The organism is Flintibacter sp., from assembly GCF_046973065.1.
The window spans coordinates 147234-174054 of the sequence record NZ_JBKVXZ010000001.1; the positions used below are offsets into that span (position 1 = coordinate 147234).

Annotated in this window: 27 protein-coding genes, 2 pseudogenes and 1 riboswitch; of the genes and pseudogenes, 11 read left to right on the forward strand and 18 right to left on the reverse strand. The window is 48.7% G+C overall.

Annotation, left to right across the window (positions count from 1 at the left end; all coding sequences use genetic code 11):
- Positions 1-48: 48 nt before the first annotated feature.
- Positions 49-168: a hypothetical protein gene (locus ACLTXB_RS00655; protein ID WP_428226034.1), complete on the reverse strand. Its 120-nt coding sequence runs from the start codon at positions 166-168 to the stop codon at positions 49-51.
- Between the two features lie 62 nt (positions 169-230).
- Here ACLTXB_RS00655 and ACLTXB_RS00660 point away from each other — a divergent pair, with 62 nt between their 5' ends.
- The 10 genes from ACLTXB_RS00660 (at position 231) to ACLTXB_RS00705 (ending at position 8875) form a co-directional block, all read left to right on the forward strand.
- Positions 231-2153 carry a recombinase family protein gene (locus ACLTXB_RS00660; protein ID WP_428226035.1) on the forward strand — a complete coding sequence of 641 codons (1923 nt, stop codon included), beginning with the start codon at positions 231-233 and terminating at the stop codon, positions 2151-2153.
- Complete coding sequence (locus ACLTXB_RS00665) at positions 2150-2533, forward strand: TnpV protein (protein WP_428226036.1); 384 nt, start codon at positions 2150-2152, stop codon at positions 2531-2533. The genes ACLTXB_RS00660 and ACLTXB_RS00665 overlap by 4 nt, the downstream gene beginning before the upstream one ends.
- A 109-nt stretch (positions 2534-2642) precedes the next feature.
- Entirely contained in the window at positions 2643-2891 is a 249-nt protein-coding gene (locus ACLTXB_RS00670) for a ferredoxin (RefSeq protein WP_253095038.1), read from the forward strand.
- The gene (locus tag ACLTXB_RS00675; protein ID WP_253095036.1) at positions 2869-3159 is read left to right on the forward strand and encodes a molecular chaperone; all 291 of its coding nucleotides are present in this window, start codon (positions 2869-2871) and stop codon (positions 3157-3159) included. The genes ACLTXB_RS00670 and ACLTXB_RS00675 overlap by 23 nt, the downstream gene beginning before the upstream one ends.
- A gap of 264 nt (positions 3160-3423) precedes the next feature.
- Positions 3424-3993 (forward strand): DUF6560 family protein, encoded by a 570-nt coding sequence (locus ACLTXB_RS00680; RefSeq protein WP_428226037.1) that lies wholly within the window; start codon positions 3424-3426, stop codon positions 3991-3993.
- 203 nt (positions 3994-4196) lie between these two features.
- Positions 4197-5618 carry a serine/arginine repetitive matrix protein 2 gene (locus tag ACLTXB_RS00685; RefSeq protein WP_428226038.1) on the forward strand — a complete coding sequence of 474 codons (1422 nt, stop codon included), beginning with the start codon at positions 4197-4199 and terminating at the stop codon, positions 5616-5618.
- A gap of 167 nt (positions 5619-5785) precedes the next feature.
- Positions 5786-6295 carry a DUF5104 domain-containing protein gene (locus tag ACLTXB_RS00690; RefSeq protein ID WP_428226039.1) on the forward strand — a complete coding sequence of 170 codons (510 nt, stop codon included), beginning with the start codon at positions 5786-5788 and terminating at the stop codon, positions 6293-6295.
- 207 nt (positions 6296-6502) lie between these two features.
- Entirely contained in the window at positions 6503-7141 is a 639-nt protein-coding gene (locus ACLTXB_RS00695; protein ID WP_428226040.1) for a CHC2 zinc finger domain-containing protein, read from the forward strand.
- On the forward strand, positions 7065-8429 hold the full coding sequence (locus ACLTXB_RS00700) for a VapE domain-containing protein (RefSeq protein ID WP_428226057.1): 1365 nt from the start codon (positions 7065-7067) through the stop codon (positions 8427-8429). The genes ACLTXB_RS00695 and ACLTXB_RS00700 overlap by 77 nt, the downstream gene beginning before the upstream one ends.
- Positions 8411-8875 (forward strand): transposon-encoded TnpW family protein, encoded by a 465-nt coding sequence (locus tag ACLTXB_RS00705; RefSeq protein WP_237948570.1) that lies wholly within the window; start codon positions 8411-8413, stop codon positions 8873-8875. The genes ACLTXB_RS00700 and ACLTXB_RS00705 overlap by 19 nt, the downstream gene beginning before the upstream one ends.
- A 59-nt stretch (positions 8876-8934) precedes the next feature.
- Here the strand turns inward: ACLTXB_RS00705 and ACLTXB_RS00710 are convergent.
- The 17 genes and pseudogenes from ACLTXB_RS00710 to rocF form a co-directional block, all read right to left on the reverse strand.
- Positions 8935-9090: pseudogene (locus ACLTXB_RS00710) on the reverse strand (glycine cleavage system protein H); the annotation flags it as partial.
- 64 nt (positions 9091-9154) lie between these two features.
- Entirely contained in the window at positions 9155-11803 is a 2649-nt protein-coding gene (gene gcvT / locus ACLTXB_RS00715; protein ID WP_428226041.1) for a glycine cleavage system aminomethyltransferase GcvT, read from the reverse strand.
- A gap of 165 nt (positions 11804-11968) precedes the next feature.
- A riboswitch (glycine riboswitch) is annotated at positions 11969-12056 on the reverse strand.
- Between the two features lie 111 nt (positions 12057-12167).
- Positions 12168-13094 carry a PfkB family carbohydrate kinase gene (locus tag ACLTXB_RS00720; protein WP_428226042.1) on the reverse strand — a complete coding sequence of 309 codons (927 nt, stop codon included), beginning with the start codon at positions 13092-13094 and terminating at the stop codon, positions 12168-12170.
- Entirely contained in the window at positions 13081-14088 is a 1008-nt protein-coding gene (locus ACLTXB_RS00725; RefSeq protein ID WP_151075230.1) for a LacI family DNA-binding transcriptional regulator, read from the reverse strand. Before ACLTXB_RS00725 ends, ACLTXB_RS00720 begins: the two co-directional genes overlap by 14 nt.
- A gap of 238 nt (positions 14089-14326) precedes the next feature.
- Positions 14327-15214, reverse strand: coding sequence for a ribokinase (locus tag ACLTXB_RS00730; RefSeq protein ID WP_428226043.1), 888 nt, complete (start codon positions 15212-15214; stop codon positions 14327-14329).
- Entirely contained in the window at positions 15211-16101 is an 891-nt protein-coding gene (locus tag ACLTXB_RS00735; RefSeq protein WP_428226044.1) for a dihydrodipicolinate synthase family protein, read from the reverse strand. The genes ACLTXB_RS00730 and ACLTXB_RS00735 overlap by 4 nt, the downstream gene beginning before the upstream one ends.
- A 13-nt stretch (positions 16102-16114) precedes the next feature.
- On the reverse strand, positions 16115-17074 hold the full coding sequence (locus ACLTXB_RS00740) for a phosphoglycerate dehydrogenase (RefSeq protein WP_151075233.1): 960 nt from the start codon (positions 17072-17074) through the stop codon (positions 16115-16117).
- Positions 17075-17087: 13 nt separating this feature from the next.
- Positions 17088-17513: an HIT family protein gene (locus ACLTXB_RS00745; protein WP_428226045.1), complete on the reverse strand. Its 426-nt coding sequence runs from the start codon at positions 17511-17513 to the stop codon at positions 17088-17090.
- A pseudogene (locus tag ACLTXB_RS00750) lies at positions 17506-19022 on the reverse strand (tripartite tricarboxylate transporter permease). The gene ACLTXB_RS00745 and the pseudogene ACLTXB_RS00750 overlap by 8 nt, the downstream one beginning before the upstream one ends.
- Positions 19023-19037: 15 nt before the next feature.
- Positions 19038-19508 carry a tripartite tricarboxylate transporter TctB family protein gene (locus ACLTXB_RS00755; protein ID WP_428226046.1) on the reverse strand — a complete coding sequence of 157 codons (471 nt, stop codon included), beginning with the start codon at positions 19506-19508 and terminating at the stop codon, positions 19038-19040.
- A 137-nt stretch (positions 19509-19645) separates the two neighbouring features.
- A complete protein-coding gene (locus ACLTXB_RS00760; RefSeq protein WP_428226047.1) occupies positions 19646-20671 on the reverse strand; it encodes a tripartite tricarboxylate transporter substrate binding protein in 1026 nt (341 codons plus the stop codon).
- Positions 20672-20692: 21 nt separating this feature from the next.
- Positions 20693-21586, reverse strand: coding sequence for a sugar phosphate isomerase/epimerase family protein (locus ACLTXB_RS00765; protein WP_428226048.1), 894 nt, complete (start codon positions 21584-21586; stop codon positions 20693-20695).
- Positions 21587-21596: 10 nt separating this feature from the next.
- The gene (locus ACLTXB_RS00770; RefSeq protein WP_428226049.1) at positions 21597-21920 is read right to left on the reverse strand and encodes a hypothetical protein; all 324 of its coding nucleotides are present in this window, start codon (positions 21918-21920) and stop codon (positions 21597-21599) included.
- Between the two features lie 21 nt (positions 21921-21941).
- Positions 21942-22541, reverse strand: a complete 600-nt coding sequence (locus tag ACLTXB_RS00775; RefSeq protein ID WP_428226050.1) for a Gfo/Idh/MocA family protein — start codon at positions 22539-22541, stop codon at positions 21942-21944.
- Between the two features lie 25 nt (positions 22542-22566).
- Positions 22567-23337: a 2-dehydro-3-deoxy-D-gluconate 5-dehydrogenase KduD gene (gene kduD, locus ACLTXB_RS00780; protein WP_428226051.1), complete on the reverse strand. Its 771-nt coding sequence runs from the start codon at positions 23335-23337 to the stop codon at positions 22567-22569.
- Between the two features lie 378 nt (positions 23338-23715).
- On the reverse strand, positions 23716-24495 hold the full coding sequence (locus ACLTXB_RS00785) for a polysaccharide deacetylase family protein (RefSeq protein ID WP_151075240.1): 780 nt from the start codon (positions 24493-24495) through the stop codon (positions 23716-23718).
- A 135-nt stretch (positions 24496-24630) separates the two neighbouring features.
- Positions 24631-25521: an arginase gene (gene rocF / locus ACLTXB_RS00790; protein WP_428226052.1), complete on the reverse strand. Its 891-nt coding sequence runs from the start codon at positions 25519-25521 to the stop codon at positions 24631-24633.
- Between the two features lie 181 nt (positions 25522-25702).
- Between rocF and ACLTXB_RS00795 the strand changes: the two genes are divergently transcribed.
- The gene (locus tag ACLTXB_RS00795) at positions 25703-26662 is read left to right on the forward strand and encodes a LysR family transcriptional regulator (protein WP_428226053.1); all 960 of its coding nucleotides are present in this window, start codon (positions 25703-25705) and stop codon (positions 26660-26662) included.
- Positions 26663-26821 lie beyond the last annotated feature (159 nt).

Genomic DNA, 26821 nt, shown 5'->3' on the forward strand with positions numbered 1-26821 from the left:
TCAATTCCTGGGACCCCGGGCCGGAAGGTCCGGCCCGGGGTCGGGGGCTTACGCCTGGATGAAGGCCTGATAGGCGTCGGCGTCCAGCAGCTCTTCAAAGTCGGTGATATTCTCCACCGTGCCGGAGACCGGGCTCATTACGTCGGAGACCGCCTTGACCGACTCCACGTCGCAGATGTGATATTTTGTGAGCGTAAGGAGTGGATAGGAATTGAAGAAAGGAGTTCAGCATGAGAAGAAAAAAAGATAAAAGCAATGGCATTACTGCTTTGTATGAAAGACTGTCTCGTGATGATGATAATGCTGGAGAGAGTAACAGTATAGTTCATCAAAAGCAAATGCTTGAAGATTATGCTATTAAACATGGTTTTACGAATCTTGTTCATTTTACTGATGATGGTTGGAGTGGAGCGACCTTTGACAGACCTTCATGGAATAAACTTGTTGAAGGCGTTAAAAACGGAGAAATCACTGCCTGTATCTGCAAGGATATGTCCAGAATCGGCAGAGATCATCTGCAAGTAGGTTTTTTCACTGATATTCTGTTTAGAGAAAAGGAAGTTCGATTTATAGCAATCAATAATGGTATTGACAGTGACCGTCAAGAAACCAGTGAGTTTGCCCCTTTTCTGAATATCATGAATGAGTGGTTTGTCAGGGACACAAGTAAGAAAATTAAAGCTGTACTGAAATCCAGGGGTTCTTCCGGCAATGCGCATACAAGTAATATCCCACCATACGGCTATTTGAAAGACCCCGAAAACCCCGACCATTGGATTATTGATGAAGAAGCTGCTGAAGTAGTCCGCAGAATTTATCGTATGACTATTGAGGGAAAAGGACCTTATCAGATAGCAAGAGAACTTTCAGAAGAAAAAATAGAAAGACCGTCTTATTATCTTGGGAAAAAGGGACTTGGAAATCATGCAAGCAACTATGACAAAGAAAATCCGTATATGTGGCGAGGAAATCAGGTTACTACTCTGATTGCCCGACCAGAGTATATTGGAAAGACTGTCAACTTCAGGACATTCAAAAATTCCTATAAGGACAAAAAGACGAAAAGGGCAGACAAGGAAGATTGGGTGGTTTTTGATGATACACAAGAGCCTATTGTCGATGAAGAAACATGGCTGCTTGCTCAAAAGTTAAGGCAGAATGTAAGAAAAGCCGATCCTATGGGCGAGCCTAATGTTCTGACCGGAAAGATTTACTGTGCTGACTGTGGTGCGCCGATGTATAATCACAGGCAACGAAAAGGGCGTGAAAGAATATACTATACTACCAAAGGCGAAAAGCGGATAAGCCATTCAAATCCGGCAGATTGTTATGAATGTTCCACTTATAATCTTGCTTATCAGAAGTATGACCGGCATTGTACTTGCCACCATATTTCAACAAAAGCACTTAAAAGCATCATTCTGAAAACCATACAAGAGACTTGCCATTATGTTTCTTTGAATGAGCAGGAGTTTGTCTATTCTTTGCAAGAAGAATCGGCGATGAAAGATATTGCTGTTTCTGAAACTGTAAAAAACCGCATTGAAAGAAATCAGAAGCGAGTTCACGAACTGGATATGCTTATCAGGAAAATCTATGAAGATAATGTAATTGGAAGATTGCCGGACAGGCTTTTTCAGAGTATGCTTACTGATTATGAAAATGAGCAGAACGAGCTAAACAAGATTATTGAGACTGACACCGCTGATATGCAACGGATTATAGGCGGTCAAAATAATGTGGAGCGTTTTCTAAAGCTGGTTAAAAAATATGAGAACATTACAGAGCTTACTCCTGCCATGATAAATGAATTTATAGACAAAATACTGGTTCACGAGCCACAGGGAAAAGGTGCAGACCGCACCACAGAGGTGGAGATATATCTTAACTATGTCGGGCAATTTCAAGTACCTGTGGAGCAGCATGAACCAACAGAGGAAGAAAGGATTGCTGCTGAAAAAGAGGCGGAACGACTTCGCAGAAAACGAGAATCCAATCGTAAATATATGAAAAAGATTCGTGAGAAATCAAAAAAATTTGCGGAGCATGAGCGTATAGCAGAAGAAAAAAGTTCTGATAGCAAGCTGTGTGCTGAACAGAACGCCACAAGCAAATTAAATCGGCAAAAAGTGAAAGGAGAAAAAATAGCATGACAGAATTGAAACCACGAATCCATGATGAAAGCAACGGTCTGGACTATGTTCTTGTGGGTGATTACTATGTGCTGGACTTGAAGCTTCCGGAGGAACGCCGCCCTATCGGTATGTGGGGCAGACTGCACAGGATATATTTGGAGCAGTACCGCCCTGCAAGGTTCTCTGCCCTCTGTTTATCCGGCGAACTGCATACTCACCTTGCTGACCTGAACGAACAGGCAACGGAAAGGTGCAGCCTTATCATTGAGCAGATGAAACAAGCCGAGGGTGTGACCGAAACCATGAAAGCAGACAATCAGATGTTGTGGGTACAGTCCATGAACTCTATCCGTAACCGAGCCGAAGAAATCATCAGACAGGAAATGATTTACTGCTGATTTTATCAAGTCCAAAACCAACAATTTTATATCATCAACGAAGCGACAGGTATTTCCTTATGAAGTGTCTGTCGCTTTTCATTTATCAAACTTTAAGGAGGAAAACACAATGAAGATGAACCGGAATGAAATGGAAGTCCTTTATGCCTTTGGCTGTCCGAACCTGAAAGCAACTGTCGAGCGTTTGCATATGGTAGCTGCCCTTGCACCCGATCCAGTGACGAAGAAGCTGTTTTATATGCTTTCCGTTAAGCTGAGTGCTGAGGGTGTTGAAAGGTGGTATCGCTGCTTTTACCGCAGGCTGAGGGTGTTGAAAGACCGCAGGGAGGGCTGCTATGACAAGACTGACAAAGATTGAGAAAGAAACAATCGTTCTCTTTAATGAGGGCGAGGATAAGGCAAATATCTACACCCACAATGCCGGATTGAAAAAGAGGTTGGCTGCTTTTGCTAAGAAGTACCCTGACCTTTGCAGACTGGAAAAATCCAATGCTCAAGGCGGTGTTTCTTATGAGCTGGCAAAATCCCGTCTGTCTATCCGCTTCCTGCCGCCTTACAGTGAGGAACGCAGACAGAAAGCCAGTGAATATGCGAAAAAGCATGGGCTGAACAGTCAGCAGGGATAATGTGATAATCAAGGCTGATATGCGGTTAAAATGTCAGGTACAGACCTGATGTTTTGACCGTTGCCTATCGCCTGTGAGGAAAGTATCAGGGACTATGAATTTTGCAGAAATGTGCGTTATAAGGTTTGAACAGGAACTCTGCACACAAAATTCTTTCTTCCATTTATTAAGTTGATGAAGTATAATGAGATATGAAAAATTGAGGTTTTAATACTCGATTTCAAACAATCATTTTTATATAGCTGGAACTATGGAGGGCAAAAAATGAATGATTTTTTACGAATGTGTTTGAATATAATTACACAAATAGGTCCCTATTTAGTTGTACTTCTTCTTTTGACATATATTGTAAATCTTCAACAAAAGAGAGCTAAAGAACGAGAAGAAGAACAGAAAAAAGGTATAATTAGAACGCATTATACAATAAAAACAGAGAAATTCCTTATCGTGGCATTTATCGTAGGTACAATATTTTTTGCTTATTGTACGGCTATGAGTCTTATGGCAAAAGAAGATATGTTTGTCATTTGTATATTTGGAATATTTTTTTTAGTAGGCATAAGCGGAATAGTCAATATGGTAATGTGGAAACTGGAAGTGAACGGAGATGAAATCACATGGCGTTCAACTTTTGGGAGAAAGAGAACTTTTCGCTTTGAAGATATTACATACTGTGAGAGAAAGAAAGGTTCTATGCGTGTATATGTAAATGGGGAAAAGCTATTTACCATTGATAGTAATATCGATAAAGAAGAATTTATGGAAGATATAGAGAGAAGAAGAATCCCTGTAAAATCTTACTGGGTAAATCAGCATAAGAAAAATCGTAAATGACATAGATTTTATAACAGTACAATATTAGATAACTGAATATGACCGTTAAGGTCAGATGAAGAAACCGATGTATTGAGCGTAAAGCGATCATGCGTCGGTTTTTCTTTTTGCAAAATAGTCCGGTGGACTGTTTTGTAAAACCGAAGGAACTGACAGAGCTTGGGACGGGGCGAAGTCAGTTTGTTCGGGCGGGAGTACAGAGGGTGCAACCCTTTGTGCATGGGTACAGGGAATGCAATATCCCTGTGCAGGTCAAGGGCGGCAGCCTTGCCCAGTTAAGTGGCGTTTCGCCACTTAGTACTGGGTATTACTTGACGCAGAAAGCCGCAAGGAATCAGCTTCGCTGCCCTTCTCCCCTGTCGGGGAAATCAAAAAGAAAAGGAGGAACTCATGTGAAATTAACAAGGCACAATGGACGAGCCGGAAAGAATGGCGTTTATAATCCGAAGCACAATGACCGCAGTTTTGACATTGCCAACAGCGAACACATTGACGAAGAACGAGCCAAACAAAATCTCTATTGGGACTGTTACAATGGCTTCCGCAATTTCAAAAATCCCGAAAAGGAAAATGAGCTGTCTGCCACTTTTGAAGATGTGGAACAGCTTTTTTATCGTCAGCGGTATCGTGATTTTGTAACCGGACAGAACGAAAGAAATGTGAAGAACCGACACCCTGAAAGAAATAAGGAAACCGGAGATTTACTCAAAAGCAAAAAGACCTGTCCTGAGGAAACGGTCTATCAGATTGGAACACTTGACAATCATGTTCCGCCGGAACTGCTCATTGAGATCGTCACAGAATTTATGGAAATCGTAAATGAGCGTTTCGGCTCTCATGTCCATATCCTGAATTGGGCGCTGCACTTGGATGAAAGCACCCCTCATATTCACGAGCGTCATGTGTTCGACTGTGAAAATCAATATGGGGAGATTGCCCCACAACAGGAAAAGGCTTTGGAAGCACTGGGGTTTGAACTGCCAGAACCGGAGAAGCCTGTCGGAAGAAAAAATAACCGCAAGATGACTTTCGATTCAGCCTGCCGAGTGCTGTTGTTTGATGTGGCGAAAAAGCATGGCTTACAACTGGAAGAAGAACCGGAATATGGTGGTCGTGCTTATCTGGAAAAACAGGACTATATTCTTTTCAAGCAAAAGGAGCAACTGGCAGCACAGGAGCAAAAGTTGGAAGAACTCACGATGAAGATTGAAGATGTGGAAGCTCTGGTGGACGAGGTTGCAGATATTGCCTATAACAAGGCGGTTGAGGTCGTTGCTGATACTGTAAAACTGGAAACGCACAAGGAGGATATTAAGCTGGTGGAGCAGTCTAAGGCATGGGTCCTCTCCCCTGAGCGTAAGGCTTCAAAGAAAGAAATCGAGTATGCAGTGAAACGATTGGATGGCGTGATTGCCAGAATCACAAATGCTATGAAATCAACCATTCAGAAAATCCAAACCACGCTGATGAAACCGGAGGTCAAAAAAGCCGGAACGGAGCAAATTAAGAAGAAAGCCAAAAGTTCTATTATAGAGCAGTTAAGCCGCAAGAAGAAAGAAATGGCAGAGCGTGAAGTCAGCCGGACAATTCCGGCGAAAAGCAAAAAACAGGATATGGAGCTCTAAGGCACTTGCTGTTTTCGTTTTGAAAATGACAGGTGCTTTTGCTTTAAGAAACAAGAAAATATCTTCCATTCTTTAGGTTGATGAAGTATAATGATAGTAAGAAATTTTTTGTAATGACCTTAATCCAATAAGTGATTTTGCAATTATTCAGTAAAGGATGTAATTATATGAAAAAAGTATTGTTGCTTTCCAGTGTGATTATTATACTCGGTTTAACAGGCTGCTCTAACAAATATTTCAATGACTGGTTTAGCTCTGAACAAAATGAAACGGATAAGATGTGTCAACAAATTATCGAGGCATGTAAGCAACAGGATTCAGAGAAACTCAAATCTCTATTTTCCGAAGAAAGCAAAAAGAGAATTGAGAATTTAGACACTGAAATCTCTGCTTTTTTCGATTATATTGAGGGCAGTATCCAAAGGTTTGAGGGCGATTGTGCATCATCAAGTGAAAGCAACTATGGTAAAAGGAAAACGGAATTGGATGGTATGTATCTCATATTGACAGAGAAGGAAAGGTATTGTATGAATTTTTATATGTATAGTCAGGATGATGAAAATGCCCAAAATGTGGGGATATATAAAATTGAAATTGCATTGGAGAGCGAAGTGGCTGAGGATAATTTTATATGGGATAATCCCCCAAACGGTATTTTTGTTGGAGGACAAAATTGATTTTTGTTATGAGAGAACATTAAAGTATAAATTTCGGATGGTATAAGAAAAACTGACTACAATTAAATCTTCACAGCGTTATTAAGCAGGAAATCTGAAAAGGTCTCCTGCTTTTTTGCACCCAAAATTGGATATGGAACTTTAAGGCACTTGCTGTTTTCGTTTTGAAAATGACAGGTGCTTTTTTCGTTTCAGGAAAGGAGTCACATGAATGTATTTGAAGTTGTAAAAGAAAATGTTACTGCCCGACAAGCCGCAGAAGCCTATAGCTTGAAAGTGGGTCGCACAGGTATGGCGTGTTGTCCGTTTCACTCGGATAAATCCCCCAGTATGAAGCTGGATGAACGCTATTACTGTTTTGGCTGCGGAGCAACCGGAGACGCTGTTGATCTGACAGCGAAGCTATTCGGTATCGGGCTGAGGGAAGCTGCTGTCAAACTTGCTGAAGCTTTTGGTCTTAACTATGACAGCCGACAAAAGCCCAGTATTCGCCCTCGTATTCGTGAGCCGACACCGGAACAGAAGTATCAAAAAGAAGAAAATCATTGCTACAAGGTGCTGACAGATTATTTTCATCTTCTTAGAGAATGGGAAAAGAAATACGCTCCCAAACAGCCGGATGAGGAATGGAATCCCCTGTTTGCAGAAGCACTGCATAAGAAGAACTATATCGAATATCTGCTTGATATTCTTCTGTATGGTTCATTGGAGGAACGAAAAGCACTTGTGGCAGAACAGAGAAAGGAGGTGTTAAAACTTGAACAGCGAATTGCAGAACTGTCAGCAGACAGAACCATGCACAGTAGAAGAAATCCGAAACAGCTTAGAGCAGAGCGAGAAAGGTAAGGTTTATAATACTGCCGCAAATTATAAGCGTGTTCTGCAATATGACCCGCTTTTGAAAGGGGCTATCCGAAAAAATCTTCTGACCGAAAGAATCGACATTGTGAAGCCCCTCGGCTGGTATCGTGACAGCCCGACATTGACGGATGTGGATGTGAAATATCTGCTCCTATATTTTGAAGAAAACTATGGTTTGACCGTAGAAAAGAAAATCATAGACGCAGTTGCGGTTATTGCCAACGAAAACCGTTACCACCCTGTCTGTGATTTTCTTAATGCCCTGCAATGGGACGGAACGGAACGCATACGCTTCTGTCTGCACCGCTTTCTCGGTTCTGATACAGATGATTACACCTATGAAGCATTGAAGTTGTTTCTGTTGGGTGCTATCTCACGAGCCTTTCAGCCGGGGTGTAAATTTGAGGTAATGCTCTGTCTTGTAGGCGGTCAGGGAGCCGGAAAGTCCTCTTTCTTCCGTTTGCTTGCGGTCAATGATGATTGGTTCTCTGATGACTTGAAAAAGCTGGATGATGAAAATGTGTACCGCAAAATGCAGGGGCATTGGATTATTGAAATGTCGGAAATGATTGCAACCGCCAACGCTAAGAGCATTGAAGAAATCAAGTCCTTTCTGAGCCGCCAAAAGGAAACCTATAAGATACCGTATGAAACACATCCGGCAGACAGAAAACGACAATGTGTGTTTGGAGGTTCTTCTAATACCCTTGACTTTCTTCCCCTTGACCGAACAGGCAACCGCCGCTTCGTTCCGGTTATGGTCTATCCTGAAAGGGCTGAGGTTCATATTTTGGCAGATGAACAGGCTTCCAGAGCGTATATCAATCAGATGTGGGCAGAAGCTATGGAGATTTACAGAAGCGGCAATTTCCGTCTGAGATTCAGTCCGGCTATGAACGCTTATCTGAAAGCCCACCAAAAGGACTTTATGCCGGAGGACACTAAGGCAGGACAGATTTTAGACTATCTGGAACGCTATTCCGGCAGCATAGTTTGCTCCAAACAGCTTTACAAAGAAGCACTGGGGCATGATTATGACGAACCGAAACAATGGGAACTGCGAGAGATCAATGACATTATGAATAACGCTGTCACAGGCTGGAGGGCGTTCAGCAATCCGAGGTATTTTCCAGAGCCTTACCGCCGACAAAAGGGCTGGGAGCGTATCAGGAACGACAACGAGCCTGACAACAGCATGGATGATTTTCAAGAAATCCCGACAGAGGAAATGGAACAGTTAGGGCTTCCGGAAGAATGGTTGAAGCAAAAATAAAAGCCCGTTGTCGCTTCGGTTGTCGAGCCGGTTGTCGGTCTGGTTGTCGGGCAAAAATCCCGAAAGCCTTGATATTGCGGCACTTTTCCCTTTCTGACAACCATGACAACCAATATTATAAAGAAAAAGGAAATAGTAAAAAGATAGTATCGCCCGATAAAGAAAAAAGGTTTTCTGATGTCCGTTGTCGGAACTTCGTTGTCAGACCTTTCCTTGTCGGGCTTTTTTCATTTAAGGAGGAATATCGTATGACAAATATTGTGAACAGTACACTACCCACCCCAAATAACCATTCGGAGAAAAACAAACCGGATGGAGTTTTTGTGATTAAGCAAGGCAAAACAAATTATAAAGTCAAAGTGTTTTTTGACCATAGTAGCGGTTTGACTGCGGAGGACAGGTTGAAACGCATTATTCAGGCAGAAGCAGAGAGAGAATCTGCGTAAGTAATATGAAAAATATCCACGCACCCCCTTGACAAAAGCTTTCAGAAGGGAGTCTCCTTGGTGACCTCGTCGCCCTCCATGGGCAGGTTGATGAACACCAGGTCGCCCAGCTCCTTCTGAGCGTAGTCGGTGATGCCCACCAGGGCAGTGGTCTCGTCCAGCATCTTAACCCACTCGTGAGACTTGGAATATTTCAGTTCAGCAGGAAAGTTCATAGTAATTCTCCTTTATATATAATGTAGGTTGAATGTTTAAGTGGAACGGAATCGCGGGTGGAGATCAGATCCCGGTGTTGGCAGCCAGCTTCTCCAGCGCGGCCAGGGTCTGGTCATCCTGGAAGCAGTAGTGCATCTGGGTGTAGCCGCTGCGCAACTTGACCACCTCGTCGCCCACCTCTTTGCCGCGCAGGACGCAGTCGGCGATGAGGGCGGCCAGAGTCTCAAACTCCTTCTTGCCAAAGCCGAAGCGGGTCATCTCGTTAACGCCCATACGCAGAGCACCGGAGGCGGTGAAGCCCTCCTCGTCGGGGGTAGCCTGGTAGTTGGCGATGATGTTGTTGCGTTCCAGACGGGCGGCAACCTCGGGACCGGCGGCGTAACCCACCGAGACGATGACCTGGTGGGTCTCGGTGTAGCCAATGGCGGGATCGCCTGCCACATCCAGACCTTCCGCCTTCAGGCACTTGGCAAAGTGCTTGGCGTTTTCCACCACGGCCTTCCGATACTCGTCCTTGAACTGGTTCATCTCATAGGCGGCCATCAGCAGACCCAACATGGTGCCCAGGTGGTGGTTGGACACGCTGCCGGGGAAGGTGCGGCTCTCGATGGTCTCCCACAGGCCGTACTTCAGGTCGCTCTTGTCGTAGTTGACACCGATGACGCCTCTCTGAGGACCGAAGAAGGTCTTGTGGGTGGAGCCGGTGACGATCTCCGCGCCCTCCTCAAAGGGCTTCTGGAAGTGGTCGCCGATGAGTCCCAGCACGTGGGCCATGTCGTACATGATGGTGGTGGGGATGTTCTGCTCATCCACAAACTGCCGGATGGCGGCCACAGGTTCCTTGTGCAGCACCATGCTCTTGCCGAAGATGATGAGCTCGGGCTTATACTGCTGGATGACCTTCTTGGTCTCCTCCACGTCGATCTTGTAGATGTTATCCTTGCAGACGGGGAAGTTCACCACGGCGGAGCGCTCGGTGACGGGGTCCACGGCGATGTAGTCGTGGAGGGCGCCCATGGGCTGGGCGCTGAGGTGTCCGCCCTTGATGATGTGGTTGTTGAGCACGTAGCCCAGACGCTGGGGAGTCTGCTTGCGGTTGAGCCGGTTCTTGAAGTCCATGAGGGCGGAGAACACCGCCATGTTGGACATCTGGCCGCTGATGACACGGGTCTCCGCCTCGCGGCAGCCAAGGTAGGTGCACATCTCCTGGGTGAGCAGCTGCTCCACCTGGTCGATGAACTCGGTGCCCTGGTAGTAGAAGATGTCCGCGTCGTAGAAGCTCTTTACCTTCTTGTGCTCTGCATAGCGGAAGGCCGGGTCGCTGGCGGAGAGCAGCCGCACCGCCCGGGAGGGAGTCATCTCGGAGGGGATGAGGTTGATGCACATCTCCTGGCGCCAGCGGTGGTTGTCCGTGGCCTGGGCGATAAGATCCAAAGCCTTGGGCAGGCGGTCGCCGGAGGCAGCAGCTTTCTCCTCCTCGGGAGCCTGGTAGAGAATGGGACGGGCGTAGGGAGGCGCGTCGCCCCGCATATGGTAGGGGGGGATGACTGCGGCGATGCGGCGGCCGCGCACGTCGATCTCCACCTTGTCGTCATCCAGCACGTCGCTGGCGATATAGGCCAGGCCGATGGAGCGCATGGCGCTCTTTTCCAAAATCTCGGTCTCCAGGCCCTGGCCCTGGGTGGTGAAGTAGGGGACCATGGTGCCGCTGGTCACAAAGCCGATGGCCTCGTCGCCCCGGTATACCGGCATCCCGGCCCGCATGACGCCGCGGCCCAGCAGTGTGATGGGACGCACACGCCGGGGCAGATGCTCCAGATCGGAAAAGTCCCGGTCCATGATCTTACGGAAGGCGTCATACTGGCGCTGGAGGGGCTCCCGGCCCACAAAGTCGCCCTTCTGGGGGGAGAAGCTGACGGCAAACCGGGCCAGGGGGATGGCGTAGATGGGGATCTCTGTCCCGTCAGGGGACAGGCCCAGCTCATGGCCGTAGAGAGGCATGCCTGCTTCCAGACGCAGGGTGTCACGGGCACCCAGGCCGGCGGGACGGGCGCCCAGTTCCACCAGGCGGTTCCACAGCCACACAGCGTCCTGGCTGGGGACATAGACCTCGTAGCCGATGGGATCGCCGGTGTAGCCGGTCTTGGCGATTCGGACGGTGTGGCCCTCCAGCTCCAGGGTGTTCAGCGCGTTTTTCATGGGCTCTGTGATGCTCTCGCCTCCGGACAGAGTCATGAGCAGCTCCTTGGACTTGGGACCCTGCACGGCGATGGCCGCCCAGTCGGCGGTGATGACGGTCATTCTGGCGTCAAAGTTCTGGATGTGGTGCTGCAGGTGCGCCAGGTCCTTATCGGTGTTGGCCGCGTTGACCACCAGCAGGTAACGATCCTCCTCAAAGCGGTAGAGGTAGGCGTCGTCCACTGCGCCGCCGGTCTCGGTGGGCAGGATGGCGTACTGCGCCTTGTTCACGTCAAGAGCCATCACGTTGCTAGAGAGCACATGCTGCAGGAAGGGGACGGCCTGGGGACCATCCACCAGGATGCGGCCCATGTGGGAGACGTCGAACAGGCTGCAGAAGCTGCGGGTGTACAGGTGCTCGGCCACGATGTCGGTGGGGTACTTGATGGGCATTTCCCACCCGCCGAAGTCCACCATGGTGGCACCGGCTGCCACATGTACGTCGTAAAGCTGGGTGCGTTTCAGTTCGCTCATGGGGATTCCCTCCGTTCAGAATATAATCTCTCGGGCAAAGAAAAACAGAGACGCAACGATACCTAATATCGCTGCGCCTCTGTACATAGAACCTGAGAGATTCCAGCCTGAACGCCTCCAGACAGTTGCCCCGTCGGTGCACCCAAAGGATGCTTTTCAGATTTGCGTCCCGACCCAGTCCTTTTACCTGAGAGAGTGTGGCATTGCTCCTTCGGTGCCGCGTAAGATACGCGGTCTCTCCTGAATCGTTCATCCGCTGTATGGATTCGGTATTCGGTTGTCAGTCTCTGTTGTGGTTAAAGTATCATAGAAGTCCGGCGTTTGTCAAGAAGTTTTTGTGGGAAATTTTCTCTTTTAACGAGCGTTATAATGTTTTCAATACCTCGGCGGAGGGGAAGGACGTATATACACCAACTTTTCCCATGCAAAGAAGAGCGGCCCGGTGGGCTTTGATGGCTGCTTCTTGGATGGAACTGTTTTTTACCAATTCCGCTGCGAGTACACCGGTAAAAAAGGATGTGGCACCGGAATAATCCAGAATCTCACCAGAAAAACAAGTGTCCATAAGACTCATAGTACCTTTTTCCGCAACCAACACTCCGGCTCCGTCCATGTGTACAACGACGCCCTGTCGTACTTGGTTGGAAAGAATACTGGCAGAAATTCGGGCTGTTTTTGCATTTTCACCAGAGAGACAACTGATAGCGGCTGCCTGAGCCAGATTCATAGCCAGGTAGTCTACTTTCTTCCAAAAATGGAGCGGGACATCTGCGGTCATGACAGAAGGCGTAACCAAAACTGGAGTATGACATTCATTTGCCAGTTCGATCATATGGGTGGCTACATCCATAATTGCCGGTCCCATATGGATCATGACCAAGTCCGCCTGACAGATTGCATCTTTGCAGTGGTCAATATCCTCATTGGTCAACTCATAGTTTGCACCCAGAAAGTCGATAAAAGTATTGTCTGTGTGATCTTCAATGATAATAGTAGCTAGACCGCTGTGGACGTTTGGAACATGGGTGAGAAAGCGGCAGTCCACATGCTCCTTTTCCAGAGTGCACTGAATCTGTTGGCCAAAGGCATCGTCTCCGACTTTGCCAATTAATGCAGTAGGAACACCACATCGTACAGCGGCAATGGCCTGGGAACTTCCGTGGCCGCCTGCGTTAATCGAGATCTGACGGCCCATCTTCTTTTTCCCAATCATTTCATTGCCGAGTTCCATAACAAAGTCCAGATTGAGTACGCCCAGAGAAAGAATCCGGGGAGAGTCATGCTTTAACATCTGTGGACCCCCTTACAATTAAAGTCAGACTGACCTCTTCTTTTGGGGCGGCAGGCGTATCTTCATTCAGGCGGATTAACTCCAACAGACGCTGAGCGCCCAAGACGCCTACCTGATAACCGGAGGGTCCCCAGACAGACAGCTGAGGAGAAGTTAATTGGGCTAATTGAGCATTTTCCAGACTAAGGACAGCGGCTTGTTCTGGCACTCGAATTCCCTGCTGCTTTAGTGCAGACAGCGCCCCTGCGCCTTGGTAGCAGTTTTGGGTGATGATTGCGTCGGGCAGGGTTTCGGTTTGGTTGAGATACCGGGTAAGTTCTCTGTAAGCATCGTCCAAGGAAGAACCTGCGCTGCAATGCTGACAGGTTCCTCCCTCTGCACGAATTGTGTTTTGAAGGCGGGTAAAGAATGCGGAAGAAAATCTGGATGTGTGATCGGCTAAATATACCAAATGATGCCGTTTTTGATTGAGAAAATAGTTGGCCACTTGATCTCCCAAAGCTTCCCAGGACGCTGGCAGTTGCTCTGTTTTAGGGAGCCCGCGAGCGTCGGTATCAGAAAGAAAAAGGATTGGAAAACTGCCGCAGAAAGATTCCCAACTAGAGGGGATACAACGGGCAGGGGTATATACCAAAACTCCCGCAAGTCCCATGGATTTGGCCTTCAGCAGATATTCCTCTTCCATACTTTGGACACCTTCTGTAGCGACAGTAAGCATCAAATATCCGCAAGTAGCCAGTACATCGGAAATTCCCTGGTTCATTTGGGCGAAAAAGGGATCGCTTAAACTTGGCAGTAAAACAGATACGGCATTCAATCCATCTTTCCGCAGACTCTTTGCAAGCAGATTGGATGAGTAGCCCAGCACATCGATTGCGTTGAGAACTCTGCTGCGAGACTGCTCAGCCACCTTTTCAGGATCATTTAAGACGCGTGATACAGTGGCGATGCTGACTCCGGCATATTCTGCCACATCTTTTAAAGTTGCTGCCATAAATACTCTCCTTCTTTGAAGCCATCTATCTTTCACACATTAACAAACAGAGGATTTTTAAATTGGGATACTGTGTCCCAGATAAAAAAACGATTGACCGATGATGGAATAATTATCAATCCATTTTATTTCAGCATATCATGAGTTGCTTATCATGTCAATTGTTATCGTTTTCGTATTAAGAAAAGGAAAAGCGGCGCCAATTTTGGGTTGGAGCCGCTTTTGGTAAAAGTATATTTCAGTTTAGTGCCGTACCATCTACTTCACGTTTCCACGGGATGGAGTCATATGCCCCTTTTCGTGTAACTGCCAATGCAGATGCCTTGCTGGCCAGTTCCAAAGCGGACTGAGGTACTCCATCCTTCAGTATACTAGCCAAAAAATATCCAGTAAAGGTATCACCGGCAGCGGTGGTATCCACTGCCTGTACAGAGAAGGCGGGTTGGAAAAAATGACCTTCCGGACCGGCATAGCAAGAGCCAGCGCTGCCCAAGGTCAGAATCACAGCTCCTTTGGGACACAAGGCCGACAGACGATCCAGGCAGATCTCGGGCTGATTGCTACCGCACAATTGCTCGGCTTCTACCTCGTTGACAAACAGCCAGTTTACGCTGGAGAGCATATCTGGGGTAATTTTCTCGTTCATGGGGGAAGGGTTCCATGCAATGCGCAGTCCATGTTTTTCTGCACAGGAGAGCAGCTTGGGTAGCTGACTGATTTCATTTTGGGCAATGAGTACATCTCCTGGCTGAAAATTTTCCAGAGTCTGCTCAATCTGTTCCTCGGTTACCGCCTGATTGGCGCCGCCGTAAAGCAGGATGCAGTTTTCTCCACGCTGGTTCACCTGAATTACCGCACTGCCGGTAGGGAGGTTCTCCTCACGCAGATAAGTATCGTCCACTCCTACGGTGCGGCAAATCTCACGAAAGATCCCTCCGTCTGGGCCGATACATCCTGCCAGGTACACGGGCAGACCCGCTTTTGCGGCTGCTACCGCTTGGTTAAATCCCTTTCCTCCGCAGTGCTGTTCCACAGACAGGGCCTGAAGTGTCTCCCCCGGGCGGATAAACTCCAGCACGTTGTAAATATGGTCCAGATTCAGGGAACCATAACACAGCACTTTCATTGGGGCAGATAGGGCGCGATCTGTGTGTGGAGGGCTGCCTTCTCCTCCTCATCCAGATCAATCAGAGGAGCCCGCATATGTCCGCCAGTCATACCCCGGAACTGAAGGACGGCTTTGAAGATCCCCATATCTGCACCGCTTTTCATAATTTCGCAGATCTCATTGGCAATTTTTTGTTCGGCCAAAGCAGTTTTCATATCGCCTTTGAGATAAGCACGGTAGACATTTACAAAGTGTTCAGGCATGGGGCCCGAGCAGCCGGATACGGTTCCTTCACATCCCATGACCAGCGCCGGGAGGAAAAGACGGTCTGCGCCGAAGAGAACGGAGAAATTACCGTTGTTCAGATTTAAGTAGTCTTTCAGACGGATCATGTCAGAATAGCTGTATTTGATACCAATCACATTGGGACAGGTCTCGATGATCTGAGCCACCAGGGCGGGGGAAAGGTCGTTGGCGGCACACTGTGGGATGGCGTACAGGTAAATGGGGAAGTCTTTGGAGACGCTGGCGGATACTTGCTGATAGTAGCGAAGCATAGCCTTATCTTTTACGCCAAAGAAAGCAGGGGTTACCACGCCGATACCGTCAGCACCAATGCGCTCAGCGTGGCGAGCCAAACGCACGGTTTCTTTCAGAGTCATAGCGCCCACATGGATATAGACGGTAACTCGGCCGGCAGCAGCTTTCAAAACTGTTTCGGCAACCAATTCCCGCTCTTCAGGGGTCATAATAAGCATTTCTCCCGTAGTTCCACACGGGTAGAGGCAGTCTACGCCTTTTTCAATAAGAAATTCTACCTGCTCTTCCAGAGCGTGAATATCAACCTGGTCCTTACTATCAAAGGGGGTGGTCATGGCAGTAATAACACCCTTCATTTTTTTCATGTTGCTTCACTCCTTATTTATTCAGCCAATTTTTGGGCTCTTTTCCGCTGAGACTGTCAATCACAGCTTGGGCGGTCATTAGGCTGATATTTCGGTAAGTCTCACGAGTCTCGGCTCCGGCATGCGGAGTGCATTGGATTCCAGGAGTATGAAGAATGGAGGCATCCATGGGCAGAGGTTCCTGCTCGTAAACATCTACGGCAGCGCCTGCCAGATGGCCGCTGGATACTGCCTGGACTAAGGCCTGAGTGTCCACCAGAGCGCCTCTGGCTGTGTTGATAAAATAGGCGCCTTCCTTCATTTTGGAGAATGTATCCTGATTCATGAAGTGGTGAGTCGCGGGGAGACTGGGCATATGAATACTCAAAATGTCACTGCTGGACAGAACAGTATCAAGATCGGCCAGAGTCACACCAAGGGCGCTTGCTTTTTCTTGGTTGGGGTAAGGATCATAGGCCAGCAGCTTGACGTCAAAGCCAGAAAGCTTTTTTGCGACCCGCCCCCCGATATCTCCAAAGCCAAGAAGACCAACAGTCTGTCCCTGTAAATCGCGCCCCACAGAACGAAGCCATTGTCCTTGGGATAGCTTTTGGCTCAGTTCCGGCACGCCCCGCAGACAGTTTAAAATCATGGCAACAGCCAACTCGGCTACTGCGTTGGCGTTCATACCTGCGGCGTTGACAACCTGTACCCCGTGGCGCTTTGCAGCTTCTAGGTCGATGTTATCCACACCCACACCAAACCGGGCAAGAATCTTCAGCTTGGGAGCAATTTGAAATACTTGATCATCCCAGCGATCCATCCCGATAATAGCTGCATCGATTTCCCCGGCCCATACAGCCAGTTCCTCAAAGGAATAATAGGGGAGCTCGTGGTCGTTGAGAATGAGGCTATGGCCATTGGATTCCAGCAGCTGGATAGCTTCCTGACACAGGGTCTGAAAGTGGGACGCTGTAATTAAAACCTTTCCCATTACATTACCCCCTCTAATTCAGTCCAAGCCGACGACACAGATCAGCGCAGATACTCTGATATGCATCTTCTTCCAGAAAAAGAGGTTCCGGCTCATCAGTAAGAAAAACTTTGCCCCAATCCTTCCCGTTTTGATATTTAGGTACAATATGAACATGCAGGTGAGTGCTGGTGTCGCCAAAGATGAGATAGTTAATCTTGTCTGGACTGAATTGGTCAGTAATTGCTTGGGCTGTGTGATAAACACTTTCCATCAGAGCTTTGTATTCTGGAAGAGACAGGTCAGTAACCTTTTTGACATGACGGTCAGCGACCAGAATGACTCGTCCGGGATGCGTTTGGTCGCGATGAAGATACAGTCGTCCACCGGGAAGTGCGCCAATTTCTATCAGATCAGGCCTCAGGTCCTCTCCGCCGCAGAATTTACAGCATTCAGTCATGGTTCTTCGCCTCAGCTTTCTGGGCTTTACGCTTTTTCAACATAGGAAGAACAAAGGGGTAGAACAGAGAGAGAATGGCGATGATAATAAACACGCAGGAGATGGGACGGGTAAAGAAGGTGGTCCAATCGCCATTGGGCAGCACCAAGGCACGCCGGAAGTTCTTTTCCAAAATGCCGCCCAGAATCATACCCAAAATAATGGGAGGAATGGAGAACTGCATTTTGATAAGGAAGAAGCCGAGAATACCGCATACGATCATCAGGTAGATGTCCTGTACCGTATGGTTGACGGCAAAAGTGCCCACAAAGCAGAATACAAAAATCAAGGGGGTGAGAATGATTTCGGGAACAGAGGAGATTCTGGCAAAAATCTTGATACCACCAAATCCACAGATTCCCATAAACACATTGGCAAAAAATAGGCCAATGACAATCATATAGACCTTGTCAGGGGACTCACTCATCAGCAAAGGCCCCGGAGTGATGCCGAGCATCATTAAAGCACCCAACATAATGGCAGTACAAGCATCGCCAGGGATGCTCAGAGAAAGCAGGGGAATAAGAGCACCGCCGGAAATAGCATTGTTTGCAGCCTCAGGAGCAGCAATGCCGTCTGGCGCTCCGTCACCAAACTTCTCAGGATGCTTAGACCAGCGTTTGGCTTCGTTATAACCCACCCAGGAAGCGATATCACCGCCGGTGCCGGGAATAGCTCCGATGATGGTGCCAATAACACTAGAGCGAATCAGCGTGGGGAAAATAGCAACCAAATCTTCTTTTGTAGGAAGAATACGCTCCAGTTTCTGGCTGACCTTATCGCGGTGTTTGCCAAAATTGTCTGCTACGTTGATCAAGCCCTGGGAGAAAGCAAACAAACCAATTAAAACTGGGATGTTGGAGATGCCGCCAGTGAGATAAACAGTATCAAAGGTGAAACGGTATGCACCGGTGGTGGTATCCACTCCAACTGTGGCCAAAAGCAGGCCGATAAGAGCACCCATAATACCTTTTAAAACATTTTCACTGGAGTACTGGCCACTACGCTGATGCCAAACAGGGCAAGTGCAAAACTCTCTTGTGCACTGAACTTCAGAGCAAAACTGGACAGAATGGGAGAAGTCCACAGCAGCATTAAAGCAGAGAACAGGCCGCCGAAAGTAGAGGCAGTGGTGGAAATAGAGATGGCACGACCGGGCTGGTGATATTTATGGGCCATGGGATAACCGTCCAGGCAAGTGGCAGCAGAATTGGCTGTGCCGGGGGTGTCGATCATGATAGCGGTAATGGAGCCGCCGTAGATAGCACCGCAGAAAATACCCAGCATCATCAGCACGCCCATATTGCCGTCCATAGCCAGTGCGACAGGCAACATGATGGACATGCCCATGACGGAGGAAAGCCCGGGCATTACGCCGACAAAGATTCCACATAGAACACCGCCCAGGATGGCTAATAATCCCATAGGAGTAAATACCGACATCAAGCCGGCGGTAAAAGCAGTCAACATGGATCGGATCCCTCCTTAGAAGAACTTGCCTTGGGGAAGGATAACACCCATGATCACGGTGAAGACCACATAGATAAATCCAGTGATTACAACCGTGGTGAGCCCAATCCAGATTGGGCGGCGCTCCCCCATGGCCAGCATAGTGGCGATGACGAACAGCAAAGTAGCAGGAATAAAGCCAAAGTAATTCATAATGACCGCATAAGCGATCATGATCACAAAGATCAAGAAGACACAATGGACGCCCGCAGAGCGATAGTCAATCAGAGGATCTTCTTTTTCAGTGGCCTTTTTGGATTCCAGAATAGTCTGGATCAATAAAATGACAGAACAGAGAATCAGACCGCAGCATAGCAAAACAGGCCAAAAGGCAGCGCCGGGATCGCCACTGTTACCACTGCGGGTTTCAAAGTTTGATGCCATGTAAATACCTGAAAACCCAATGATAATTAGGAATACAGACAAGAAATAGTTGTATTTTCTCACGAATACAACCCCTCCTTTCTCTTCAGACAAGCTGCGGGGCACCGGAATGGAAAATCAATTCCGGTGCCCCGGTGTTCAGACGCTACATGAACGATACTAATGTTGTGTTGGAATAACCTTAAAGGTAAGGCGTTAATTTAAGAATGGGAGGAGAGCAGATCCGTATACAGATCCATCTGCTGATCCAAAAAGTCAGACAGTTCCTCGGGGGAAAGGTTTTCTGTCTGCATACCCAAGCTGGAAAGAGTATTGGCATAACTCTCGCTCTCTACGCCCTTGCGCAGGTTCTCAGACAGATAGCTCTGAATAGCAGGATCCACGCCGGCAGGGGAGGAAATGATACAGAAGCCCATCATCTCATAATCAATCTCGTCGGGGAAAACCTCTGCGAAGGTAGGCACGTCGGGGAAAGCGGGCAGGCGCTCGTTGGAAAGGGTGCCGATGATCTTGGCGTTGCCAGCCTCCACCTGGGCGGTGGCGTTGCTGGGCTGGGCAAAGGTGGCGTCGATGTGACCGCCAACGATGGCGGTGACGCAGTCGGCGCTGCCCTCATAGGTCACGTTGGACACGTCAATGCCAAGAGCGTTTTCCATGGCGGTAATAGCCAGGGTGGGGGCAGCACCAGTGCCGGTTTCACCAATTACAATTTCACCGGGATGCTCCTTGGCATAGGCCACGAACTCTTCCAAAGTGGAGTAATTTTCATTGTTGCCGATAATAAGTACAAAGGGATCCATCAGAGCACAGGCGAGAGGAGAGAAGTCATCCACTGTCAGGTCCGTGTTGCCCAGGATGATATTGATAATAAAGTCGGTATTCATGACGCCCAGAGTATAGCCGTCGGCGGCAGAGTTGGCTACCTGAGTCAAACCAATTAAACCGCCGTTTCCGGTGACGTTAGCTACAGAGAAATTGACAGGGAAATCGGGTACGCCATCCAACACGCCGCGGACCGACAGATCGGTGCCGCCGCCAGCGGAGTACTGGACTACTACGTTTACGTTTTGATTCGGATATCCGTTCAGGCCGCCAGATCCAGAAGAATTGGACGAGTTGGAACCGGTAGAGGAACCGGAACCCGCGCTGGAATTGCTGCATGCAGCGGCTGACAGCAGCATAACACCGGTCAGAGCCAAAGCCAGAGTCTTTTTCATCCGTTTCATGTGAGAATCCTCCTTAATATGTTAGTTTAGGGTTTTAAAACACGATCTGAGATACTCGGCAGATTTCTTCATGCCGATAGAGGCGTCTGGAATATCCTGAGGGTGCCATCTCCGTTCGTATTCCAAAGATAGCCAACCGTCGTAGCCAAGGCGCTTCATTTCCTGAAGAATTGCAGGCCAGGGAACGATTCCTTCTCCTACGATTCGGGTGATAACATTTCGTTCCTCTTCTTTCGGATGAGAGACATCAGAGGAAGTGAAGGTACGACAACCATCCCGGAAAACCAGATCTTTTACATGAGTATAGTATACTTTGGAGAACTGTAAGGGCAAGGCTTGATTCCACGGTTCGTTGTTTGTAAAGGTCAAGTTTGCTTGATCGTAGAGAATGCCGACCGCAGGGTGATTGATTTCCTGTGCTAAAGAGATGCTGTCCGCAGCGGATACGGTCATGGTATTAAAGTGATTTTCCATGACGAGTTTGATCCCGTATTCTGCTGCGCGGTCTCCCAAGAGGCGCATGCTGTCCACTAAGACCTGACGTTTTTCTCCCGAAGGATCTGTATCCCCTTGAGCAAAGTTGCCGGCATAGATTCGAATAAATTCTGCTCCCATTACCTTTGCATAACCGATGACCTGTGTCAAACCATCAATTTCTTTCTCGCGGACCTGAGAGCTCAAATCATTAAAACGGGAATAATATGGGGTCAAGGCAATGATGCGAAGACCGAGCTTGTCCGCCTGGCGGCGCAGAGAATTTAGTTCGTCCAAATCTGCCTGCTGCGGGATGGCGCAGCGATAACCGTCTTGGACCACGATCTCTGCGCCATCCAGACCAATATGGTGGAAAAGTTCCAGAGCTTGGGGCAAAGTGTATTCGGGTGTTCCCATGGTGTGTCCGGCGATTTTGAACAAGCCACTCACCTCATTCCAAACCGGGGAGCCCAGCTGTGGTGAGAATACGGTGCATTAGTTCTTGGGTTTTATAGGCGTCTGCACCGCTGGTTAAAGGCTCCTTGTCATTGCTGAGGCAGTCAAAGAAGTGGTCGACCTCCTGAGTAAAGCCCATCTTATCAATGACTTTAGCCCAGCCATAGGCCAAGGGAGTCATAGAGGTAGTGTGGGATTGCTGACCATCGGTAATGGTAATTGTGTCCGGACAGTTGACCAAAACGCTTTTGTTATGGCCGTGCATTTCAAGGGTCTCCACCCACTGGCCGGAAGCGCGATCCGCCACAAGCATGGCCACAGATCCATTTTCGAACTGAAGCTATGCGGTAGCTAAAGTTTCATAGAGAGGATCTGTAAATTTGGAACAGGCTTCCACCTTTACACATTCTCCGCAGAAATAACGCAGAATATCGACCATGTGAATCGCATTTTCAAGAGTGGCGCGGTATTCGCTGGCCGGACGGTTTTTCTGCGCAATAAGCACATCGGGGGATAATTGCCCATATACCTCTTTGGCCTTTCGGTAGACCGGTGCATAGCGGCGGTTAAAAGCAATCATCAGCTTCTTGCCTGTGCGGGCGGAAGCGTCAGCCATATCATAGGCTTCCTTCAGCGTCATTCCCATGGGCTTTTCGCAAAATACATCAACTCCAGCTTCCAAGAGCCGGATCACTTGCTCCGCGTGGACGGTTTTGGGAGACAACACAAAAGCACAGTCCAGGTCTAATGAAAGTAACTCATCCAGATTATGTACTGCGTGCTGAATAGCATAGCTCTTTTGTGTTTTTTCCACACTTTCAATGTGCTTAGCAAAGGCACCAACCATTTCTACATCATTTCTGGCAGCCAGAATGGGAAGATGTGCAATGTGTGCAATGGATCCCACACCAATCAGGCCGACACGATATTTTTTTCCCATAACAAAAATAGCTCCTTTATGCTGCTTAAGACTTTGCTAAGAATCCACCGTCCACGGCAATGGTAAAGCCATTGACATAGTCGGAGGCGTCGGAGGCTAGGAAGATTGCTGCACCGGCCAGATCTTCGGGTACACCCCAGCGCTCCATAGGAATCCGGGTGTTAGTTTCGGCCATGCGGGAAGCTTCGGAGCGCATAGGAGCGGTCATATCGGTAACCATGTAGCCAGGGGCGATGCAGTTAATGTGAATGCCATAGGGAGCTGCCCACTCATTACACATATGCATGGTGATATTGCGTACCGCTGCTTTACTGGCGGTATAGGGGATTACTTTTACGCCGCCTTGATAGGATGTCATTGAACCAATGTTGATAATTTTTCCTCCGCCGCCCTGCTTGATAAACTGCCGAGCCGCTGCTTGGCACATGAAAAACAGAGCAGTCAGATTGACATCCAAGACATCCTGCCAATCCTTTCGAGAGATATCAATGGCCATGACTCGCCGGGTGATACCGGCCGCATTGACCAGGATATCTACTTTTCCAAACTGTTCGACGGTTTTCTGGATTACCACATCCGGAGTATTCTCGTCCGCTACATCCAGTTTCAGTTCCAGATAGCGCCGCCCAAGAGCTTCTACCTTTTCTTTTGTGTCTCTGTGATCGGAGCGCCCCACACCTACAATATCAGCTCCGGCTCCGGCTAGGCCAAGAGCAATTCCCTGACCAAGACCGCGGGTGGCACCAGTAACAATGGCTACTTTTCCCGCCAAACTAAATTTTTCATACGTCTCCATAGTGCTCCTCCTAAAGTGTTTTCATTCTTGCTGTGTAAAAAATTACATCAAATGTAAACGTGTTATTTATGTGAAAAAATACCATCATTTGCACAGGATGTCAAGAGCAATATCTGATTTTTTTGTTGCTTATGTGCACTATTTTTAAGTGGAAGAATTGTGCAAAGCAACTGAATCAAGAAAAATGGAGAGCTTAAGAATGCTTGAAGAAAGAAAAAAGTGCCGCTGTCTCTGTGCGAAATGTTTAGCAGAGACAGCGGCGCTTTTTAAATAAGTTTAGAGAAGATTGCGTTTAAGCGATATACAGGAAAAATAATGGATGACAGTTTCTGGATTTGTTGAAGTGAGCGGGACAAAAATAGGTGTTTATTTGATTTTTCAGCACGGGCACTGCCGCCCGGTGTGGTCGATGGAATAGTTGCCGGTGAGGATCAGCTGGGAGATGGGTACAAAGGTATAGCCCTCCTGAGTGAGCTGTTCCAGGATGGAGGGCAGGGCCTCGGGGGTGTGGAGGGCCGCGTTATGAAAGAGAACGATGGACCCCGGGCCTACCTTGCTGGTCACCCGCTGGGTGATCTCGTCGGCGGGGATCTCCTTCCAGTCCAGGCTGTCCACATCCCACTGGATGGGCTCCATCCCGATGGACCGGGCGGCCTGCACCGACTTGTCGTCGTAGTCTCCGTAGGGCATCCGAACCAGCGTGGGCCGCACCCCGGTGACTGCCTCAATTTTGTCGTTGCAGGCGTTGAGGTCAGCGATCACCTCGTCGGCGGTGAGCTGAGGATAGTGGGCGTGGGTGTTGGAGTGATTCATGACCTCGTGTCCCGCGTCGGAAAGTGCTTTTACCGATTCAGGATATTTATCCACCCAGGAGCCCACCACAAAAAAGGTGGCTTTTACCCCGTAGCGGTCCAGAATGTCAATGAGCTGCTGGGTGTCCTCATTGCCCCAGGCCGCGTCAAAGCTGATGGAGATCAGCTTCTGGTCCCGCTGGACACAGTAGATGGGCAGCTGCCGTACAGAGGCGGAAGCGCCCACTGCGGCGGGGTAGTAATTAACCACGCAGAACATGACCGCGGCCAGACACAGACATGCCGCGGCAGTCCACCACCTCTTCCTCATGAGAACGATGTGAAAGGCGCGGATTGGTTTTCTCATTCCGATCATCTCCCAAAAGCAGATTATAATCATCTATATTGTATCGAAAGAGGAAACATGCGGCAGGGAGTGCCGGGGATGAAAACAGCCCCGCCGGCAAAGAGTGCCGGTGGGGCTGAGAGAGGGAACATAAGATTAAAATACCACTTTGCCCAGGGCGGACTGGACCAGCTCCGAGGCCAGAATGCCGGTCTTGTTGCGCTCGTCCAGGATGGGATTGACCTCTACCATGTCCAGGGAGACCAGCTTTTGAGAGCGGGCGATGGTCTCCACCGCCAGGAAGGCCTCGCGGGTGGTGAGACCGCTGTGCACCACGGTGCCCGTGCCCGGCGCGGCCTCGGGGGTGATGGCGTCCACGTCAAAGCTCAGGTGAATACCCTTGGTGCCCTCGCCGGCCACCGCCATAGCCCGGCGCATGACCTCCGCCATGCCCAGCTCGTCGATCATATCGATGGGGAAGATGGTCACCCCGGCCTCCTTCATGCGGATGCGCTCCTGGGTGTCGATATCCCGTCCGCCGATCTGGACGCAGTGGGCCACATCCACATAGACGGGACCCTGGCCGAAATCCACCATACAGTCGGGACCGTAGCCGCACACAGCGGAGAAGGGCATGCCGTGCATGTTGCCGGTCTGGCTGCTCTCCTCGTTGTTCCAGTCGCCGTGGGCATCCACCCAGATAATGCCGATGGAACCATAAAACTTGGAGACTGCGGAGATGCTGCCCGCTGCGATGCTGTGGTCACCGCCCAGCACCACGGGGAAATGTCCGTTTTTCAAAGACTGATATACTGTGTGGTAGAGCCGGCGGTTCACGTCCACCACCTGCTCATAATTTCTCAGAGTAGGCTTTGTAGCACCCTTGGGGGCAGGAACAATATCACCCAGGTTTTCCACCTGGAAGCCCATGTGTTCCAGACCCTCGCACAATCCGGCATAGCGGATGGCGGTAGGTCCCATATTGACGCCCCGCTTGGACGCGCCGAAATCCATCTGCACGCCTACAAGATCGATCATACGCTCCATAGCTGTTTCACCTCAAATTCAGAATCCGGTGTTTGGCGCTCCAGCCGCTGCCTTTGTTCGAAGATGTTCTCCGATATACACCAGTATCTATAAAATAATTGATGAATAAGCTTGTGTCAAATACATTATTTTTAATATAATATTAGATATAAGCTAATTATGAACCGAGGAGGCCTAAATTATGAATTTGCGGGAGCAGGAGTATGTGCTGGCCATAGCCAATTATCAGACTTTAAAAGGGGCGGCAGAGTTCCTCAATGTGTCGCCTCCCACCCTGAGTGTGTTTCTCAGTACGCTGGAGCACACACTTGGTGTGCCCTTGTTCAACCGCTTTGGAAAGAAATTTGAGCCTACCGAGGTAGGGGAGACCTATATACGGTATGCCCGGGAGATGTGCTTTCTCAACCGCCAGTGGGAGGCGAGGTTGTATGACATAAAACACGGTGAACGGGGTGTGTTACGTCTGGGACTCCATCCTCGCCGAACCACATATCTGTTACCGGCTGCATTGCGGGAGCTGACCATTCGCCACCCGAGCATAGATGTGAAATTGTACGAAGGCAGCTCAGAAGAATTGTTCCATTTGTTGCTGGATGGAGAGGTGGATCTGATTATCAATAACCGGCCTAATCCGGCTCCGGTGCTGGAGTTTATTCCTTTTTACCGGGACCGGCTGGTGGCGGTGCTATCGCCTCTGCATCCGTTGGCTTGCAAAGCAGTTTCTATTTCCGGTAGTTCTCTGCCTTGGATCGACCTGTCCCTGTTTGCAGGGGAAATCTTTATTTTACAGCTCCCGGACCAGTCTTCGCGGATGTATACCGATCAGGCACTGGACTATGCGGGGGTGCATCCGCTGCACCATTATACGGTGGAAAATTTGGAGTCCGCTGCCCAAATGGCGGCAGAGGGGCTGGGTGTGGCGTTCAATTTCTTAGGGTATATCCAGCACTTCTCGTATCATAAGGCCATCCGGTATTTTCTGACCGGGGATCCAAATGCCTTTATTGACTACTATATTGTGCGCCGGAAAGATGCCTATCTAGCCCCATATGTGGCCGATTTTATTGAGATCCTGCAAGAACAGATTGCCCAGCAATCCCTGTTGATCCTTCCGCCGGACAAGAAGCAAGCAAAGCCGTAACTATGCTTTGAAAGAGGTGCGTCCATACTGGAAATACCGAGTGTGATTTCCAGGCGATCCAGCAAGATAATAGATAAAAAATATAACATACAAACTGGTATAAAAAAGCAAAGACCAATTGCGCCCCTGGTTTGAGTGCAAAAAATCAAAAGAGGGAAG